Origin of the sequence: Desulforapulum autotrophicum HRM2, assembly GCF_000020365.1 — a bacterium.
GTDB lineage: Bacteria > Desulfobacterota > Desulfobacteria > Desulfobacterales > Desulfobacteraceae > Desulforapulum > Desulforapulum autotrophicum.
Map to the genome: position 1 here is coordinate 605,222 of NC_012108.1, position 15,654 is coordinate 620,875.

Consider the following 15,654-nt stretch of genomic DNA (forward strand, 5'->3'; position numbering starts at 1 on the left):
CAGATACCCTGCTCCGGCCATGGCGGTTATTCGGGTAGTATGAGGTTCATGGCAACGCCGATGATGCCGGCAAGGCCGATGCCCTGGAGGGTGAATTCTCCTGCGGAAAAACTCATTCCTCCAATGCCGAAGACAAGGATGAGTCCCACGATGGTTAGGTTCCTTGCCTCGGTAAGGTCTTGACCTGATTTTACAAGGGTGTTGAGGCCGACCACCATGATGGCACCAAAGAGCAGCAGCATGATACCGCCCATCACCGGTGCTGGGATGGTCTGGAGAAAGGTGCCGAATTTGTTGACAAATGCAAGAAGTATAGCTGCAATGGCCGCCCAGGTCATGATGGCGGGGTTAAACACCCGGGTCAGGGCAATGGCGCCGGTCACCTCGGAATAGGTGGTGTTGGGCGGTCCGCCCAGAAACGAGGCAAGGCTTGTTGCAATGCCGTCGCCGAGCATGGTGTTCTGGATGCCGGGATCCTTGACATAATCCTTGCCCGTGACGCTGCCGATGGCAAGCACATCACCAAAGTGTTCAATGGCAGGGGCAATGGCAATGGGTACGATGTAAAAAATAGCCTGAAGGTTCCATTCCGGCAGGGTAAAATGGGGCATGGCAATCCAGGGTGCTGAAGAAACAGTTGAAAAATCAACGATTCCAAAAATCAATGACAGGATGTAACCCACAATAATACCGCATAGGATGGGAATGAGCTTGATGAATCCTTTGCCAAAGAGGGATGCCAGAACCGTTGCCGTAAGGGCCGACAGAGAGATGATCATGGCCGTTCGTTCGGGAAAAAGAACAAACGCTCCATCGCCTGTTTTGCCCATGGCCATGTTCACTGCCACAGGGGCAAGGATGAGGCCGATGACCATGATGACAGGACCTGTGACAATGGGGGGCAGTACCCGTTTGACGATGCCACTTCCCTGCCACCGGATGAGAAGGCTTAACAGGACATAAACAACGCCTGCCGCGCAAAGTCCGCACATGGTGCCGGGAATTCCCCAGGTTTTGACCCCATACATGATCGGTGGAATAAAGGCAAAGGACGAGGCAAGAAAGATGGGGACTTTTCCCCGGGTGATTACCTGAAAAATAAGGGTGCCAGCACCTGCGGTGAAAAGTGCCACATTGGGGTTGAGGCCGGTGAGAAGGGGGACCAGTACCAGGGCGCCAAATGCCACAAAAAGCATCTGGGCTCCCAGCAGGGCGTCCTTGATCTGGAAATTGTAGTCTGTTGATGAATGGCTGCTTTCCGACATGTGTTCTTGTCCTCTTCCTTTATTTGATGGTTAAATGATTATTTGGTGCCAAATATTTTGTCCCCGGCATCACCCAGCCCAGGAAGGATGTAACCGACTTCGTTGAGGCGTTCATCAATGGCCGCCACATAAATGTCCACATCGGGATGGGCCTTCTGGATTTTTTCTATCCCTTCCGGGGCTGCAACCAGGAAGAGTCCCTTGATTCTGGTGCAGCCGGACGCCTTGAGCAGTTCAATGGTGGCAAGGAGGGTGCCGCCGGTTGCCAGCATGGGATCCAGGATCAGAGCAATACGTTCGTCCATGGCGCTTGCTGTCTTGACATAGTACTGAACTGGCTGAAGGGTCTTTTCGTCTCTGTAAAATCCCACAACGCTCACCTTTGCCGACGGGATCAGGTTGATCACCCCGTCCATCATGCCAAGCCCTGCCCTGAGGATGGGCACAATGGTGATTTTTTTACCCTTGATTCTTTCGACCTGAACAGGTCCTGCCCAGCCGTCTATGGTTGCGACCTCTGTTTCCATATCCTGGGTTGCTTCATAGGTGAGCAGTCCTGCCACTTCGGATGCCAGATCCCTGAAATCCTTTGTGGAAATGTCCTTCTGGCGCATCAATCCGAGTTTGTGCTTTATGAGTGGGTGGTCTTCCACGTAAACAGCCATTATTCCTCCTTGGTCTATAAATTATTTGCGATTGATTGATAAATCCCTTAAACATAGGAAAAAACAGATCCTATAGTCAAGAAAAATGAGTGCGCGGTTGATCTTTTTATGGTTTTGTGGTGAAAGGGGTGAATGGAAAATCAGAATTTTATCGAGATTGCCGTTGCCCTTCCTGTCCATGGCACTTTTACCTATACCCTTCCTTTGGATCTTGCTGCCGAGGCAATTCCGGGTATGCGGGTGCTGGTTCCCTTTGGGAATAGAAGGGTTACGGGCTATGTCCTTGGCCCGGGCCATGAAAACACTGAATTTAAGGCAAAACCCATCCAGGGACTTCTGGATGAGGCCCCCCTTTTTCCTCCGGCCATGATCGAATTGTTCAGATGGGTGTCTGACTACTACATCCATCCCCTGGGTGAGGTGATCAAGGCTGCACTTCCAAAGGGGCTGAACCGGTATGACGTTTCGTTTCTCTCCCTTGTTGAAAAACCTGGAAACCTGCCTGACCTGCCTGACCTGCCTGATCTCTCGCCCAGAGAACAGGCCGTTGTGGATCTGTTGAAAAAAAAAGGATCTGTCTCGGTGAAGAGTCTTGTGGGACGGGGTAAGAACCCATCTGTTTCGGCCCTTGTCAGGCGATTGATCCAGAAGGGTGTGATCCAGCAGGCGGCACGGTTGAAAAAAGATCAGATCCAGATGAAGACTGAGAAATTTATCCTGCCCACCGGACAGGGGGAGCCCATGGAGCGGATGTCTGCCAAACGCAGGCAGATCCTGGAGATTGTCCGTGAAAAGGGCGAAATCTCCCTGACCCTTCTCAAGCAGGAGGTGCCCACGGCCCCGAAGCTTGTGAAGATTCTTGCCGGGGCAGGCTACCTTGAAGTCATCGAGCGTCAGGTGTTCAGGGACCCCCTGGGGGACCCGGTGGATCCCGACGTGCCCCCTGAGTTGATGGACGAGCAGGCAGGGGTTGTGAACCAGGTGATCTCGGAGATGGACAAGGGATTTTCCCGGTATCTGCTTTCGGGTGTTACGGGCAGTGGCAAGACCGAGGTCTACCTGCGCCTTGTGACCGAGGCCATGGACAGGGGGCAGGGTGCCCTGGTGCTTGTGCCGGAGATTTCCCTGATTTCCCAGACCGAACGGCGTTTTCGGGCAAGATTTGGCAAAAAGATCGCTGTGCTCCACAGTGGCCTGACCATGGGGGAACGCCTTGACCAGTGGAACCGGATCATGACCGGGGATGCCGTCATTGTCATCGGGGTTCGGTCGTCGGTGTTTGCTCCCATCAACAATCTGGGTATCATCATTGTGGATGAGGAGCACGATACCTCCTACAAGCAGGAGACCGGCCTTCGCTACAACGCCCGGGACATTGCCGTGGTTCGGGCCAAAATTGAGAACATCCCTGTGGTCCTGGGGTCGGCAACCCCGTCTGTGCAATCCTATTACAATGTGTGCGAGGGAAGATTCAAGGAACTCAAGCTGACAAAACGGGTCAACTGCCATCCCCTGCCTGAGATAGAGCTTGTGGACCTCAAGCGCTACAAGGACTTCAGGGGTATAGAGCGGATCATTACTCCCGAACTTTCAAGGGGGATCGGCCATTGCCTTGAGCGTGGAGAGCAGGCCCTGATTTTTCTGAACCGTCGGGGGTTTGCCACCTATCCCGTGTGCCAGGCGTGTAATGAGCCGGTGAAGTGCAAATTTTGCGATCTGACCATGACACTGCACATGGACACAAACGAATTCCGCTGCCATTTGTGCGGATTTTCCATGTCCATGAATCAGCCCTGTCCCAATTGTAATGCCCGACGGATCAAACCCCTGGGGTTTGGCACCGAGCGTATTGAAAACATGCTTCAGGTTCTTTTTCCGGACGCAAGGGTGGCAAGGCTTGACCAGGATACTGGCTCTAAAAAGGGGGCCATGGTTTCCATTCTGAAAAAGGTGAAGCATCGAACCGTGGATATAATCATCGGCACCCAGATGCTTGCCAAGGGCCATGATTTTCCGTTTATCACCCTGGTGGGGGTGATCTGTGCAGATCTTTCGCTTAATTTTCCCGATTTCAGGGCAGGAGAGAGGACCTTTCAGCTCCTGGCCCAGGTGGCGGGAAGGGCCGGGCGGGGGGATCGAAAGGGGCGGGTGGTCATGCAGACCTACAATCCTGAACATTTCAGCATTGAGGCGTCCAAAAATCAGGACTTTGTCGAATTCTACCATAAGGAAATCCCTTTTAGAAAGGGGCTTGGCTATCCACCGGTCTCCAGGATTATTCAGCTGAAAATTTCGGGACTCGATAAGGACAAGGTTAAGGTACATGCCCTCTTTGTGGGCGAAGAGTGCAAGCGCCTGGTTGACCAGGACCGTGAAAATGGTCATCTGGTTCAGATCCTCGGCCCTATTGAGGCGGGTATTCCAAAGATCGCCATGCGCTACCGGTGGCAGATCCTGTTGAAAAGTCCCCGGGCAACCCTGTTGAACAGGCTTGTCCGGGCCATGCTGGCCGAGAAAAAGGTTTTTGCCAACAGGGAGGTTACTGTTGGAATTGATGTGGACCCCTATTCCATGAGTTAGTGTTTGAACGAAAACTCACCCATTTGCGGCGTTGCTGCAAATTTCTGAAATCCTCACGTACAGTAGTACGCTCCGGTTTCAGAAATTTTTGCGCCTTGCATATGGGCAATTTTTGGTCCAAACACGGGTTTTCGGTCAACCACGAGTTAGGGGCGGTTTATGCGAGCCTTGTTCAAACGAGCCTATCCGGAAATTTTTTGCTTCAGCCCAGGAGTTTGTTGAAAAAAAGGTAGGGTCCAAGGTTGTCAAAGTGCTCCTGGGACAGAAAAACGGCGCTGACATAGGATCCGTCCGTGGCTGTTACGACCACCTGTTTTTTTACGATGGACTGCTTTGCATCGTCCAGGACAAATTCAAGCAGAAGCTTGTTTCCGGCCATGATTTTTTGCCGGATGTTGAGCATGAGGGTGACGCCCTTGGCGTTGAGCCGTTTGACAGTCATTCGACCACTCCAATGTTTCTCTTCTCTGCTGGTGCAGGTTCCCACAAGGTTCATCTCCCTGGCAGTTTGGCCCTTGCGTTCCAGCACGGCGTAAAAGGTTTCTTTGCATCCGCACCGGTATCTTATGCGGGTGACGGGTTTTTCTATTTTGTACTGGGTGAGCAGCAGGGTTCTTTTCCGGTTACACCCGGGGCAGATGAGGGTTGCCGTGTCAAGATTGTCGATGACTATTTTATGTTCCATTGAAATATTCCTTTTAATGGGGGCAGGTTTTCCTTGTTGCTCTTTTCTGGTGGCCCCGCATTTGATTATCTTTCACTATTTGTGCCAAACGGACAAAATGGTTGATATACTGGCGTATTATGCTTAGTATAGCGATTAGAACACCGTTTTGGCTGACCGGGTAATGTTGGTATCTGATGGATGGGTGTTTTATTTTGTCTAATTGGTTTTATTTAACATGTTTATTTTGGTGGAAAAATGGAAGCAGCGTCATTTGATCTGTTCAAGTCCTTTGCAGGAGAGCTGGAACCTGAGATTCTCCAGGAAAAATTTCTCAAAGCCCTTTTAAAGCTTCAAAATGTCCACAGGGGATCCATCTGGATTAAGCGAGACAACAGCTACCACTGCATCGAAGCCCTTGGGTCGGAACAGGAGCGCATTAAGGGGGTTTCCATCAGCACCCGCCATTCAAGCATTGTCGGCTGGGTGATCGAAAATCAACAAATGGCGGTATCTGACCCCAGAAACGATGACCGACATTTTAAGGACCTGGAAGAGAATCTCAGGGTAAAGAGCAGCCTGATCCTCTGCTTTCCCCTGTTTTTGAAGGATCGCTCTGTTTACGGGGCTGTTCAGATCATCGACACCACCCCGGACAAGCACCTGATCAACCTTGATAAGGAGTACCTTGAACACCTCCAGAACCTGGTGGATATCGGATCCATGGCCCTTGGCAATGCCGTGCTGTATAGGGAAAAGATGGAAGAGGCCGAAAGTCTTAAAACAGCCCTCAAGGAGTACCAGGAAGGGGCACCCATTATTGGTCAGAGCAGGGTATTGGCTGAGGTTATGGCCCTTGTAAAAAGCTATGCCGCATCTGATTTCCATGTGCTGATCACGGGGGAGAGCGGCACGGGTAAGGAGCTCGTGGCCGAACAGCTCCACCACACGGGCCTTCGACGGGGCATGCCTTTCCTGGTTCAAAATTGCAGCTCAATTCCTGAAACCCTGCTTGAAAGTGAGCTTTTCGGGTATAAGAAAGGGGCCTTTTCCGGTGCTGTCCGGGATAAAAAGGGGTTGTTTGAAGCGGCCGACGGGGGGACTGTTTTTCTGGATGAGATCGGTGATATGCCCATGAATATCCAGGCAAGCATTCTAAGGGTTCTCCAGAACAATGAGGTCAAACCCCTTGGATCCACAAGTGTGATTCATGTGGATGTAAGAATCATCTCAGCCACCCACAGGGACATTAAAAAAATGGTTGCCGAAAATACTTTTCGCCAGGATCTTTTCTATCGCCTGGCCGTTCTGCCCATTGATTTGCCGCCCCTTCGAAACCGCAGGGAGGATGTTCCCCTCCTGATTAAACATTTTCTTGCAAGGGAGGCCGCAAAGGCCAAGGTTCCGCCAAAACGGGTAGGTGCTGTTGCCATGCGAAGGCTCACGGCCTGGTCCTGGCCGGGCAACATCCGGGAACTTGAAAATCTTATCAAATACCTGACGGTGGTAACCGATGACGACACCATTGATCCCGATGCCATTCCCCTGAATTTTGACAGGGGCTCTGCCAATGGCCGAGGCGATGAATTCCCTGTTTTCCCGACAAGTTCGCCCGTTGATGGGGCCCAAACTCCGGGCATTGATTTTGGGGACTATACCTGGCTTGAGGTGGAACGGGCCTATGCCCTTTATCTCCTTGAAAGAAACGCCTGGAATGTCACCTGGGCGGCCAGGGATTCGGGCCTGAACCGGTCGACCTTTGCCTCGCGCATGCGGCGCCTGGGGCTTAAAAAAAAGAGACGATAATCACCTTGCAATGTCAACAAATGTGCCGGTGGTCAGCTTGGCCAGATCCCGGGGGGCAAGGGCAATATCCATTCCCCGGCGACCGGCGCTGACAAGGATGGATTCATGGTCAAGGGCTGAACTGTCCACAAGGGTCTGAAGCCTTTTTTTTTGTCCCAGGGGGCTGACCCCGCCAAGAACATAACCGGTGGTACGCTGGACATTGTTTTTGTCGGCCATCACGGCCCGTTTGGCTTTCAGGGTCTTGGCAACCATCTTCAGGTCAAGCATGCGTGAAACAGGAATTACGCAGACCACAAGGGTTGATCCATCCACCTCAGCCACCAGGGTTTTAAAGACCCTTTCCGGGTCCAGGCCCAGTTTTTCAGCGGCTTCCTCTCCATAGGCCGTGGTCCTGGGATCGTGGTCATAGGTGAGAATCTCATACTTTATCCCGGCCTTTTTGGCGCTTTTGATACCCGGGGTCATTTTTTGCAGAATCTCCTTTTTGCAGTGAATTTTCAACGATTTCTTATCAATCATGGTCTTGTTTGTAAAGGGAAAGCCTGTGGTTCATAATTTTAAACCTATGGATATACGGATTTTATCATTTAATTACAGGTGGTTGCGGTTTTGTTTGGTAAAATTAGCCTGGGAGCGGTTCAAAAAAATAAACTTTCAAGGACGCTGGCAGGGTCTCCATGGCCTGGATTGTTTATGGGCTTGGTCGGATTGAATAAAAAATATCCATTTATTACAGTGTATTATGCATTTTGGTTAAGATTTTATTAAAATATTTTATGTGTTGGCAGGCTCTTTGCTAATACTTAGAACCAGATTAACAAAACAGTTAATTTCATCTTTTTTCTCCTTTTCTTAAAAAGGCCGGCCAAAACCCTTGGGCTGGCCTTTTTAAGTTGTGCCCCTGCTCAAAACACGATATGCACTATTTACATCCTAAATCTGATCAGTGAAACAGGAGATTTTACATGGAATTTTTCTTCAAGCCCAGGGGGATTGCCGTGGTCGGCGCAACACCTTCTCCTGGTAAGGGCGGTAATCTCATCATTAAAAATATGCTCAACGGGTATGACGGAAAAATATACCCCGTCAATCCAAGGTATGAACAAATAGAGGGGCTGACCTGCTACAGGGATGTTTCTGATGTCCCAGACCCCGTTGATCTTGCCGTTGTGTTTGTCTCTTCCAGCCTGGTTGTTCCGACCATACAGGCCTGTGCCCATCGTGGCATTGCCGGGGCCATGATCCAGTCGGCTGGATTTTCAGAGGCCGGCGAACAGGGGCGTAAGCTTCAAGATCAACTTGTCCGGATCGCTTCGGAAACAGGAATCCGCCTGTGGGGCCCCAACTGCATGGGGCTTGTGGATGCCGTTAATAAACGGGTTTTTTCAACGGTGGAAACCGTTATCTGGGATGCGGGAATGACACCTGGAAACGTTTCGTTGATCGTGCAGAGCGGTATGCTGGCAGGAGCCTTTCTCATAGATGTCATGACCCGGGGTGGTATCGGGATCAGCAAATCCTGCTCCATCGGCAACAAGATGGATGTGGATGAGAGTGATATCCTTGAATACCTTATGGCGGACGATGATACCGCCGTCATAGGTCTTTACCTGGAGTCCATTGTCGACGGACCGAGGTTCATGGACCTGTGCCGGAAATCGACCAAGCCCATTGTGTTGCTCAAGGGGGGCAGGAGTGAAAAGGGTGCCCGGGCCGCCATGAGCCATACGGCAAGCCTTGCAGGCAACGGGGCTGTGGTGAGCGGTGCCCTTGCCCAGTGCAATGTTGTGGCAGCCACTGATTTTAACCAGATGATGGACATCTGCCGGACTTTTGGTGCGTTTACCGCCCTTAAGCCGTCCCGGAACAAACGGCTGGCCGTCCTGACCTACAGTGGGGGTGCCGGTATTGTTTCAACGGATTTTTTTGAAGATGCCGGACTTGAACTGGCCGACCTTTCCCCGGAGAGCTGTGAACGCATTCAGCAGGTCTTTCCCGACTGGATGCCCGCAGCCAATCCTGTTGACCTCTGGCCCGGGGTGATCATCCACGGAGCTAAATCTGTTTATAACGCCTGCCTTGAGGCCGTATGCCAAGATCCCCATGTGGATGCGGTCTTTGTCCACAATTTTGTGGGGGGATTCGCCCTTGAGCCGGACATGGATTTCATGGTCTCGGCTGCAAAATCGGTTGGAAAACCCCTTGTCTGCTGGTTGACCGGTGAACGGCACGCCGTTCACGAATTTCAGATCAAGGCCCAGCAGCTTGGGCTTCCGGTCTTTCGTGAAATCCATCGTGCCGTGGAATGTCTTGCTGCATTCATGGAGCATCATCCATGGGCGGACGTTCCTGTCCATGATACCCTGGAAACCTTGAATCCAGATCCGGTACCGGCAATTATGCCAATATCTTTAGATAATCAAACCGGTGTGCTCGATGAAAACCGGTCCAAGGCGATTCTCAAGGCCCGGGGGATCCCCGTGGTCAACGAAACAATGGCCCTGAACGAACGAGAGGCTCTAGCGGCAGCCCAATCCCATGGGTTTCCCGTTGTCATGAAGGGGATTTTTCGGGGAATGGTTCACAAGACAGAGGCGGGCCTTGTCCGCCTGGGCGTCAAATCCGCCCAGGAGGTTGAGGTTGTGTACGCCGAGCTTTTAACTGCCATGGATGGCCGGGGAACGGTCCTTGTTCAGCAGCAGGTTCCCCAGGCGCTTGAGCTCATCGTCGGCATGATTCGGGATCCCCAGTTCGGGGTCTGTGTCATGTGTGGCATGGGAGGTGTGCTTGCCGAGGTTCTGGGTGATACGGTTTTTGGCGTGGCCCCCCTTACCGAGGGCGAAGCCCTGGCCTTGATAGCTCGGATGAAATCCTGCAAACTGCTTGATGGTTTCCGGGGAGGGGTTGGTGTTGACCGGAGGGCTCTTGCCCAGATTCTGGTCCGGGTGGGTCAGTTGGGACTTGAAAACAAGAGAATCAGGGAGATTGATATCAATCCCCTGATCCCCATGGATGGTATGCCCGTTGCCGTGGACGCTTCAATTATTCTGAATGGATAGCATCAATCCAGGATCTGGCTTAGGAAGAGTTTGGTTCGTTCATTCTGGGGGTTGTTAAAAAATTCTTCAGGGTTGTTCTGTTCAAGTATCTGGCCTGAATCCATGAACAGCACCCGGTGGGCCACACTTTTGGCAAAACCCATTTCATGGCTGACAACGATCATGGTCATGCCGTCAGTGGCAAGGCTGATCATGACGTCCAGCACCTCCTTGACCATTTCAGGGTCAAGGGCCGAGGTGGGTTCGTCAAACAGCATGACATTGGGCTTCATGCAGAGGCTTCGGGCAATGGCCACCCGCTGCTGCTGACCCCCGGAGAGCTGGCCTGGGAATTTTTTTGCCTGTTCGGCTATCCTCACCTTTTCCAGGTAAAACATGGCCGTCTCCTCAGCCTCTTTTTTGGGCGTTTTTCGCACCCAGATGGGCCCAAGGGTCAGGTTTTCAAGTATGGTCAGATGGGGGAAAAGATTAAAGTGCTGGAACACCATGCCCACTTCTGCCCTGATCTTTTCAATGTTTTTGATGTCATTGGTCAGGGTCATGCCGTCGACTTCAATGGTTCCCTTCTGGTGCTCTTCAAGGCGGTTGATGCACCGGATCAGGGTGGATTTTCCCGATCCCGACGGACCGCAGATGACAATTCGCTCTTTTTTACCCACCGTCAGGTTTATATCCTTGAGCACATGGAACTCGCCGTACCATTTGTGCATGTTTTTGATTACAATGATGGGTGTATCGTCCGTTTCTGAATTTGCTGGCTGGATCTTATTCATCTTAGATTCTTCCTGGATTGTTGTATGGTGCATGGCAATGGGTTTACAGGGTTACAGTCCCGTGTCCAACTCCCGTTCAAGGCGTCGGCTGTAGTTTGACATGAAAAAACAGCAGACAAAATAAATCAGGGCCACAAAAATATAGGCCTCGGCCGAAAAGCCCATCCACTGGGGATGGGACAGGGTGGTCTGGGTGGTCTTTAACAGATCGTAGAGGGCAATGATCACAACCAGGGAGGTGTCCTTAAAGGCAGAGATCAATATGCTCACCGACGGTGGAATCACAATCTTGAGGGCCTGGGGCAGGATGATCAGCCGCATGGTCTGAAAATAGTTCAGTCCCAGGGATTCGGCCGCCTCGTACTGGCCGCGGTTCATGCCCTGGAGACCGCCGCGGACCACCTCTGCAATGTAGGCGGCGGTGAACATGATAATGGCCACCTGGGCCCGCAGGATTTTATTCAGGGTCACCCCTTCGGGCAGAAGCAGGGGGAAAACCACGGACGACATGAACAGCAGGCTGATCAGGGGGACTCCCCGGATCAGTTCGATGTATACCACGGAAAATGCTTTGATTACGGGCATTCTCGACTGGCGGCCAAGGGCCAGGAAAACACCAAAGGGATAGGCAGCGGTCAGGCCGAACACGGACAGAAGCAGCGTCAGGGGAAGTCCGCCCCACTTGTTGCTTTCAACGGATTCAAACCCGAGGATGCCTCCCTTTAAGAGCAATCCCATGGTGAACAGCCCGATGGCCCAGGCGTAAATCAGGTGTTTTTTCCAGTGCTGCCGATCCTGGCTGTAAAAGAGCAGAGCAACCAGAAGAACCATCGCGGCAAGGGGCCGCCACTGAAGGTCATGGGGGTAGAAACCAAAAATAATGAATCTCAGGTTTGCCGGGATGATCGACCAGCAGGCCCCGTCAATGGCCTGGCATTCGGCACCCGTAGATGTCCACAGACTGTCGATGAAGGCCCACTTGATAAATGGCGGTACCGTGAGCCACAGCAGGGCCAGGACCACCAGGGTTAAAATGGAGTTGAGCACTCCGTTAAAAAGATTTGCCCGGACCCAGCCGATAACCCCGATGTTGGTGATGGGGGGTTTGACGGTGGAAGCCGGTGATTTGGTATTGATCTCATTCATTTGATTTTAGCCCTATTTGTCCGTCCTCAATTATCGTTCCACAAGCGCTATCCGCTTATTATACCAGTTCATGAACGCCGATGTCGACAGGCTGAATACCAGGTAGACAATCATGATCATGGCAACCCCTTCAATGGCCTGCCCGGTCTGGTTGATGGTTGTTCCAGCAACGGATACAAAATCAGGATACCCGATGGCAACGGCCAGGGAAGAGTTCTTTGTCAGGTTGAGCAGCTGGCTTGTCAGGGGCGGAATGATGACCCTCAGGGCCTGGGGAAGGATGACAAGATTAAGCACGTGGGTCGGCTTGAGGCCGATGGACAGGGCCGCCTCGGTCTGTCCCTTGCTTACTGACTGGATTCCGGCCCGGACAACTTCGGCAACAAAGGCTGCCGTATAGAGTACAAGACCCAGAAGCAGGGCTGTAAATTCCGGGCTGATGCTCAAGCCGCCCTTGAAGTTAAATCCCTGGAGGGTGGGAACATTCATTCTGGTGGGCATGCCGGTCATCAGCCAGACCACCAGGGGCAGTCCGATGATAAGGAGAGCGGAGACCTTAAGGATCGGAAAGATCTGGCCGGTACGCTCCTGTCTTGCCTTTGCCCATCGTTTAAGGACAAGGGCGATGACAATGCCAAGAACCAGGGCAGCAGCCATGAATTTAAAGGCTGGGTGCCATTCCGGAATGCCGAAAACAAGCCCTCGGTTGCAGAGAAACAGGCCTGAAAAAGGGTTCAGGGCCTGGCGTGGGGAGGGCAGCATTTCATAGAAGAAGGCGTACCAGAAAAAAAGTTGAAGCAGGATGGGGATATCCTGAAACACTTCAATATAAATCGCTGATAGTCTTGATACCAGCCAGTTTGATGACAGGCGCGCAATGCCGAGAATCGTGCCGAGGATTACCGTTAGAATGATACCGATGAACGATACGATCAAGGTGTTGAGAAATCCGACAGCAAGGGCTCGCCCATAGGAGTCGGCAGCAGAATATTTGATCAGGGATTCGCCAATCTCAAAGGAGGCCTCCCTTTCAAAGAATCCAAAGCCGGTTGAAATGGATTGTCGTTCAAGGTTGGCAAGGGTGTTGGATACCAGGTAATAGCTCACAAGCCCTACGGCTACAATACTGAGGAATTGGTATAAAATCGAAAGTTTTTCCGGATCGCGGAAAAACGGAATTTTTTCTGGGGAGTTTGCTTCCATGGGACCCTTTCGCTATGCAGAACCCGGGACCTGCAAGTTGCTGGTCCCGGGCACTGCGATCATACGGTTTTTTTATTCCTGGTGCGTGGATTATTTAAAAGGAGCCGAGTACATGAGACCACCGTTTGTCCAGAGAGCGTTCAGACCGCGCTCAATTTTCAATGGGGTGTCCATGCCAACGTTTCTTTCAAACATTTCACCATAGTTACCCACCTGTTTGACGATATTGTAGGCAAATTTCTCATCAAGTCCAAGGGCCTTTCCATTGCCTGGAGAGACACCCAGGAACCGTTGAACCTTAGGATCCGTGCTCTTGAGTTTTTCATCAACGTTCTTGGAGGTGATGCCGAGTTCTTCAGCATTGATCATGGCAAGAACGGAGTAGTTGACAACGTCCTTCCACTTGTTGTCACCGTGGCGGACAGCAGGAGCCAGTGGCTCTTTGGAAATGATGGTGGGAAGGATGATGTAATCATCGGGGTTGGGCGCAACGGCCCTTGTGCCGGCAAGCTGTGAAGCATCCGAGGTAAGGCAATCGCAGCGGCCTGCAAAAAAAGCCTTGGCAAGTTCTGCCGTGTTTTCAATAACAACAGGGTTCATCTTCATGCCGTTGGCGCGAAAATAATCAGCAACATTTTGTTCTGTGGTGGTTCCGGGAAGAACGCATACTGTGGCCCCGTCAAGTTCCTTGGCATCCTTGACACCGAGTTTCTTGGAAATGAGAAATCCCTGGCCGTCGTAGTAGTTCACCTAGGCAAAATCAAGGCCGAGGTCGGTGTCCCGGGTCAGTGTCTGGGTACAGTTCCGGGTAAGAACGTCAATCTCACCGGACTGAAGGGCTGTGAACCGGGTTTTTGCGGTCAGCGGGGTGAATTTTACCTTGTTGGCATCTCCAAAAACGGCTGCAGCAACGGCCCTTGCAGTATCAACATCAAGGCCTCGCCAAACCCCTTTTTCGTCCGGCTTTCCAAACCCGAACAGATCCCCGTTAACACCTGCCTGGATAAATCCCTTTGCCTTGACATCTTCCAGGGTATCGGCTGTTGCCATTCCTGCAGTTAAGAACAGGGCTGCCATCAGTAGAACACCAACAAATTTAACTGATTTCATTAAACACTCCTCCTTAATCGACCTTTTTTATTGTAAATAAACATCGGTTAACTGATTGAAACCGACCCTTTTGAATCCAATATCTTTTGATTAAGTTTTACAGCTTTTATTCAAATGTTATTGCAGTAAACAACCCCTGTGTCAAGGGGTTTGACTTTGGGAACGCTGTTTAAAAATCCGGACGGACACTGTTTATTTCAAAAAATAGGGGTTGCGCTATTTATCGCTGATTAGTAAGGGATAACAGGGCTGGCCCACGATTGTAAGCTTCTGGGATGAGACGAAAAAAAGATGGTCTGCCCGATATTGGGAGTTGTTTCGCACATGATTGGTAAAACCATATTTCAGATCCTGAGGACTCTTGACCTCATGTCACGCCCCCAGGGAACAACCAAAAAAGAGATTTCGCTTTGCTTGAATATTTCCCCAAGATCCGCCTATCGCATCATTGAAAGACTCGAGGCATACGGTTTTCCCGTTTATGATGAAAATGCCTCCAGCGGAAAGGAAAAAATATGGCGGGTCATTCCTGATGGGCTCCATCATATCAATAATTTTTCAATTCCAGATCTGAAATTTTCCTACGCTGAACTTGTGGCTCTTTATTTTTTGAAAAGTCAAGCTGGGCTCTTTGACGGCACTGAGATAGAAAGGTATGTCAAATCCGCATTCCAGAAGGTTTCCACCTATATCCCACAGAAGGCAGAGACGCATATCAGTGCTCTCAGAAAGGTTTTCATCACAAAGGAAACATATCAAAAGAGTTACATCGGCAAGGAGGACATCATCGAAACTTTGTTTAATGCCATGGCTAATAATGAGAGTTGCCGTGTCGCCTACCATGTGTTTCGGGATGATGAAATTCGGATAATGGAGATAGATCCGCTTCATTTTTTTAAGAGCAGGGGGGGATTGTACGCCTTGGTGAGAAAAAGGAGGCAAACTGACTACAGAACTCTTGCCGTGGAGCGTTTCCAGAATGTTGAACCAATGGGACAAAAATTTGAATATCCCCGGGATTTTGACCCTGTTTCTTTTATTAACAGGCCGTTTGGTTTGATTCGTGGTCCTGAGATCCATGTTAAACTTTGGTTCTCTCCAAGTCAGGCACGGTATATCATGGAAAGAACCTGGTGTGAGAATCAGGTAATAACGGACCTGAACGATGGCGGTATCCTCTTTGAGATGACCACATTTGGACAGGAGGACGTAAAACGCTGGGTCATGTCGTTTGGTATTCATTCCAGGGTTATAGAGCCAGAAACATTAAAAGATGAAGTCGTTCTTGAATTGAAAAAAGTAATGGAAGGCTATCTAAAATAAAAAATGCTGAGTGGACATATTTTGTCATACTTGGGTGTTTAGAATAGGGATATCGTT

13 protein-coding genes are annotated in these 15,654 nt (G+C 50.9%); 4 read left to right on the forward strand and 9 right to left on the reverse strand.

The window, feature by feature from the left end; genetic code table 11:
* Nucleotides 1-26: 26 nt before the first annotated feature.
* Nucleotides 27-1,265 carry a uracil-xanthine permease family protein gene (locus HRM2_RS02635; RefSeq protein WP_012662895.1) on the reverse strand — a complete coding sequence of 413 codons (1,239 nt, stop codon included), beginning with the start codon at nucleotides 1,263-1,265 and terminating at the stop codon, nucleotides 27-29.
* A 38-nt stretch (nucleotides 1,266-1,303) separates the two neighbouring features.
* A complete protein-coding gene (gene upp, locus HRM2_RS02640; protein WP_012662896.1) occupies nucleotides 1,304-1,930 on the reverse strand; it encodes a uracil phosphoribosyltransferase in 627 nt (208 codons plus the stop codon).
* 132 nt (nucleotides 1,931-2,062) lie between these two features.
* Between upp and priA the strand changes: the two genes are divergently transcribed.
* A complete protein-coding gene (gene priA / locus HRM2_RS02645; protein WP_012662897.1) occupies nucleotides 2,063-4,510 on the forward strand; it encodes a replication restart helicase PriA in 2,448 nt (815 codons plus the stop codon).
* 202 nt (nucleotides 4,511-4,712) lie between these two features.
* Here priA and HRM2_RS02650 read toward each other — a convergent pair whose 3' ends face one another.
* A complete protein-coding gene (locus tag HRM2_RS02650) occupies nucleotides 4,713-5,195 on the reverse strand; it encodes a hypothetical protein (RefSeq protein WP_041273004.1) in 483 nt (160 codons plus the stop codon).
* Between the two features lie 237 nt (nucleotides 5,196-5,432).
* Here HRM2_RS02650 and HRM2_RS02655 point away from each other — a divergent pair, with 237 nt between their 5' ends.
* Nucleotides 5,433-6,980: a sigma-54-dependent Fis family transcriptional regulator gene (locus tag HRM2_RS02655; RefSeq protein WP_012662899.1), complete on the forward strand. Its 1,548-nt coding sequence runs from the start codon at nucleotides 5,433-5,435 to the stop codon at nucleotides 6,978-6,980.
* On the opposite strand, the gene ybaK is transcribed toward HRM2_RS02655, so the two are convergent.
* Nucleotides 6,981-7,502 (reverse strand): Cys-tRNA(Pro) deacylase, encoded by a 522-nt coding sequence (gene ybaK / locus HRM2_RS02660; RefSeq protein ID WP_232364176.1) that lies wholly within the window; start codon nucleotides 7,500-7,502, stop codon nucleotides 6,981-6,983.
* A 446-nt stretch (nucleotides 7,503-7,948) separates the two neighbouring features.
* On the opposite strand from ybaK, the gene HRM2_RS02665 reads away from it, so the two are divergent.
* On the forward strand, nucleotides 7,949-10,042 hold the full coding sequence (locus HRM2_RS02665; RefSeq protein WP_012662901.1) for an acetate--CoA ligase family protein: 2,094 nt from the start codon (nucleotides 7,949-7,951) through the stop codon (nucleotides 10,040-10,042).
* Between the two features lie 2 nt (nucleotides 10,043-10,044).
* On the opposite strand, the gene HRM2_RS02670 is transcribed toward HRM2_RS02665, so the two are convergent.
* From HRM2_RS02670 to HRM2_RS28250, 5 genes are all read right to left on the reverse strand, one after another.
* On the reverse strand, nucleotides 10,045-10,815 hold the full coding sequence (locus HRM2_RS02670) for an amino acid ABC transporter ATP-binding protein (protein WP_012662902.1): 771 nt from the start codon (nucleotides 10,813-10,815) through the stop codon (nucleotides 10,045-10,047).
* Between the two features lie 51 nt (nucleotides 10,816-10,866).
* On the reverse strand, nucleotides 10,867-11,961 hold the full coding sequence (locus HRM2_RS02675; RefSeq protein ID WP_012662903.1) for an amino acid ABC transporter permease: 1,095 nt from the start codon (nucleotides 11,959-11,961) through the stop codon (nucleotides 10,867-10,869).
* A 30-nt stretch (nucleotides 11,962-11,991) separates the two neighbouring features.
* Entirely contained in the window at nucleotides 11,992-13,164 is a 1,173-nt protein-coding gene (locus HRM2_RS02680; RefSeq protein WP_012662904.1) for an amino acid ABC transporter permease, read from the reverse strand.
* A gap of 90 nt (nucleotides 13,165-13,254) precedes the next feature.
* On the reverse strand, nucleotides 13,255-13,914 hold the full coding sequence (locus tag HRM2_RS28245; protein WP_012662905.1) for a type 2 periplasmic-binding domain-containing protein: 660 nt from the start codon (nucleotides 13,912-13,914) through the stop codon (nucleotides 13,255-13,257).
* Nucleotides 13,915-14,274: a transporter substrate-binding domain-containing protein gene (locus tag HRM2_RS28250; protein WP_012662906.1), complete on the reverse strand. Its 360-nt coding sequence runs from the start codon at nucleotides 14,272-14,274 to the stop codon at nucleotides 13,915-13,917.
* Between the two features lie 324 nt (nucleotides 14,275-14,598).
* On the opposite strand from HRM2_RS28250, the gene HRM2_RS02690 reads away from it, so the two are divergent.
* On the forward strand, nucleotides 14,599-15,597 hold the full coding sequence (locus HRM2_RS02690) for a helix-turn-helix transcriptional regulator (protein WP_012662907.1): 999 nt from the start codon (nucleotides 14,599-14,601) through the stop codon (nucleotides 15,595-15,597).
* Nucleotides 15,598-15,654: the final 57 nt, after the last annotated feature.

Coding starts and splice junctions, on each gene's coding strand:
- HRM2_RS02680 (WP_012662904.1), bottom strand. CDS start 13,164: ATGGAAGCAAACTCCCCAGAAAAAATTCCGTTTTTCCGCGATCCGGAA.
- HRM2_RS02665 (WP_012662901.1), top strand. CDS start 7,949: ATGGAATTTTTCTTCAAGCCCAGGGGGATTGCCGTGGTCGGCGCAACA.
- priA (WP_012662897.1), top strand. CDS start 2,063: ATGGAAAATCAGAATTTTATCGAGATTGCCGTTGCCCTTCCTGTCCAT.
- HRM2_RS02635 (WP_012662895.1), bottom strand. CDS start 1,265: ATGTCGGAAAGCAGCCATTCATCAACAGACTACAATTTCCAGATCAAG.
- HRM2_RS02690 (WP_012662907.1), top strand. CDS start 14,599: ATGATTGGTAAAACCATATTTCAGATCCTGAGGACTCTTGACCTCATG.
- upp (WP_012662896.1), bottom strand. CDS start 1,930: ATGGCTGTTTACGTGGAAGACCACCCACTCATAAAGCACAAACTCGGA.
- ybaK (WP_232364176.1), bottom strand. CDS start 7,502: ATGATTGATAAGAAATCGTTGAAAATTCACTGCAAAAAGGAGATTCTG.
- HRM2_RS02655 (WP_012662899.1), top strand. CDS start 5,433: ATGGAAGCAGCGTCATTTGATCTGTTCAAGTCCTTTGCAGGAGAGCTG.
- HRM2_RS02650 (WP_041273004.1), bottom strand. CDS start 5,195: ATGGAACATAAAATAGTCATCGACAATCTTGACACGGCAACCCTCATC.
- HRM2_RS02675 (WP_012662903.1), bottom strand. CDS start 11,961: ATGAATGAGATCAATACCAAATCACCGGCTTCCACCGTCAAACCCCCC.
- HRM2_RS28250 (WP_012662906.1), bottom strand. CDS start 14,274: ATGAAATCAGTTAAATTTGTTGGTGTTCTACTGATGGCAGCCCTGTTC.
- HRM2_RS02670 (WP_012662902.1), bottom strand. CDS start 10,815: ATGAATAAGATCCAGCCAGCAAATTCAGAAACGGACGATACACCCATC.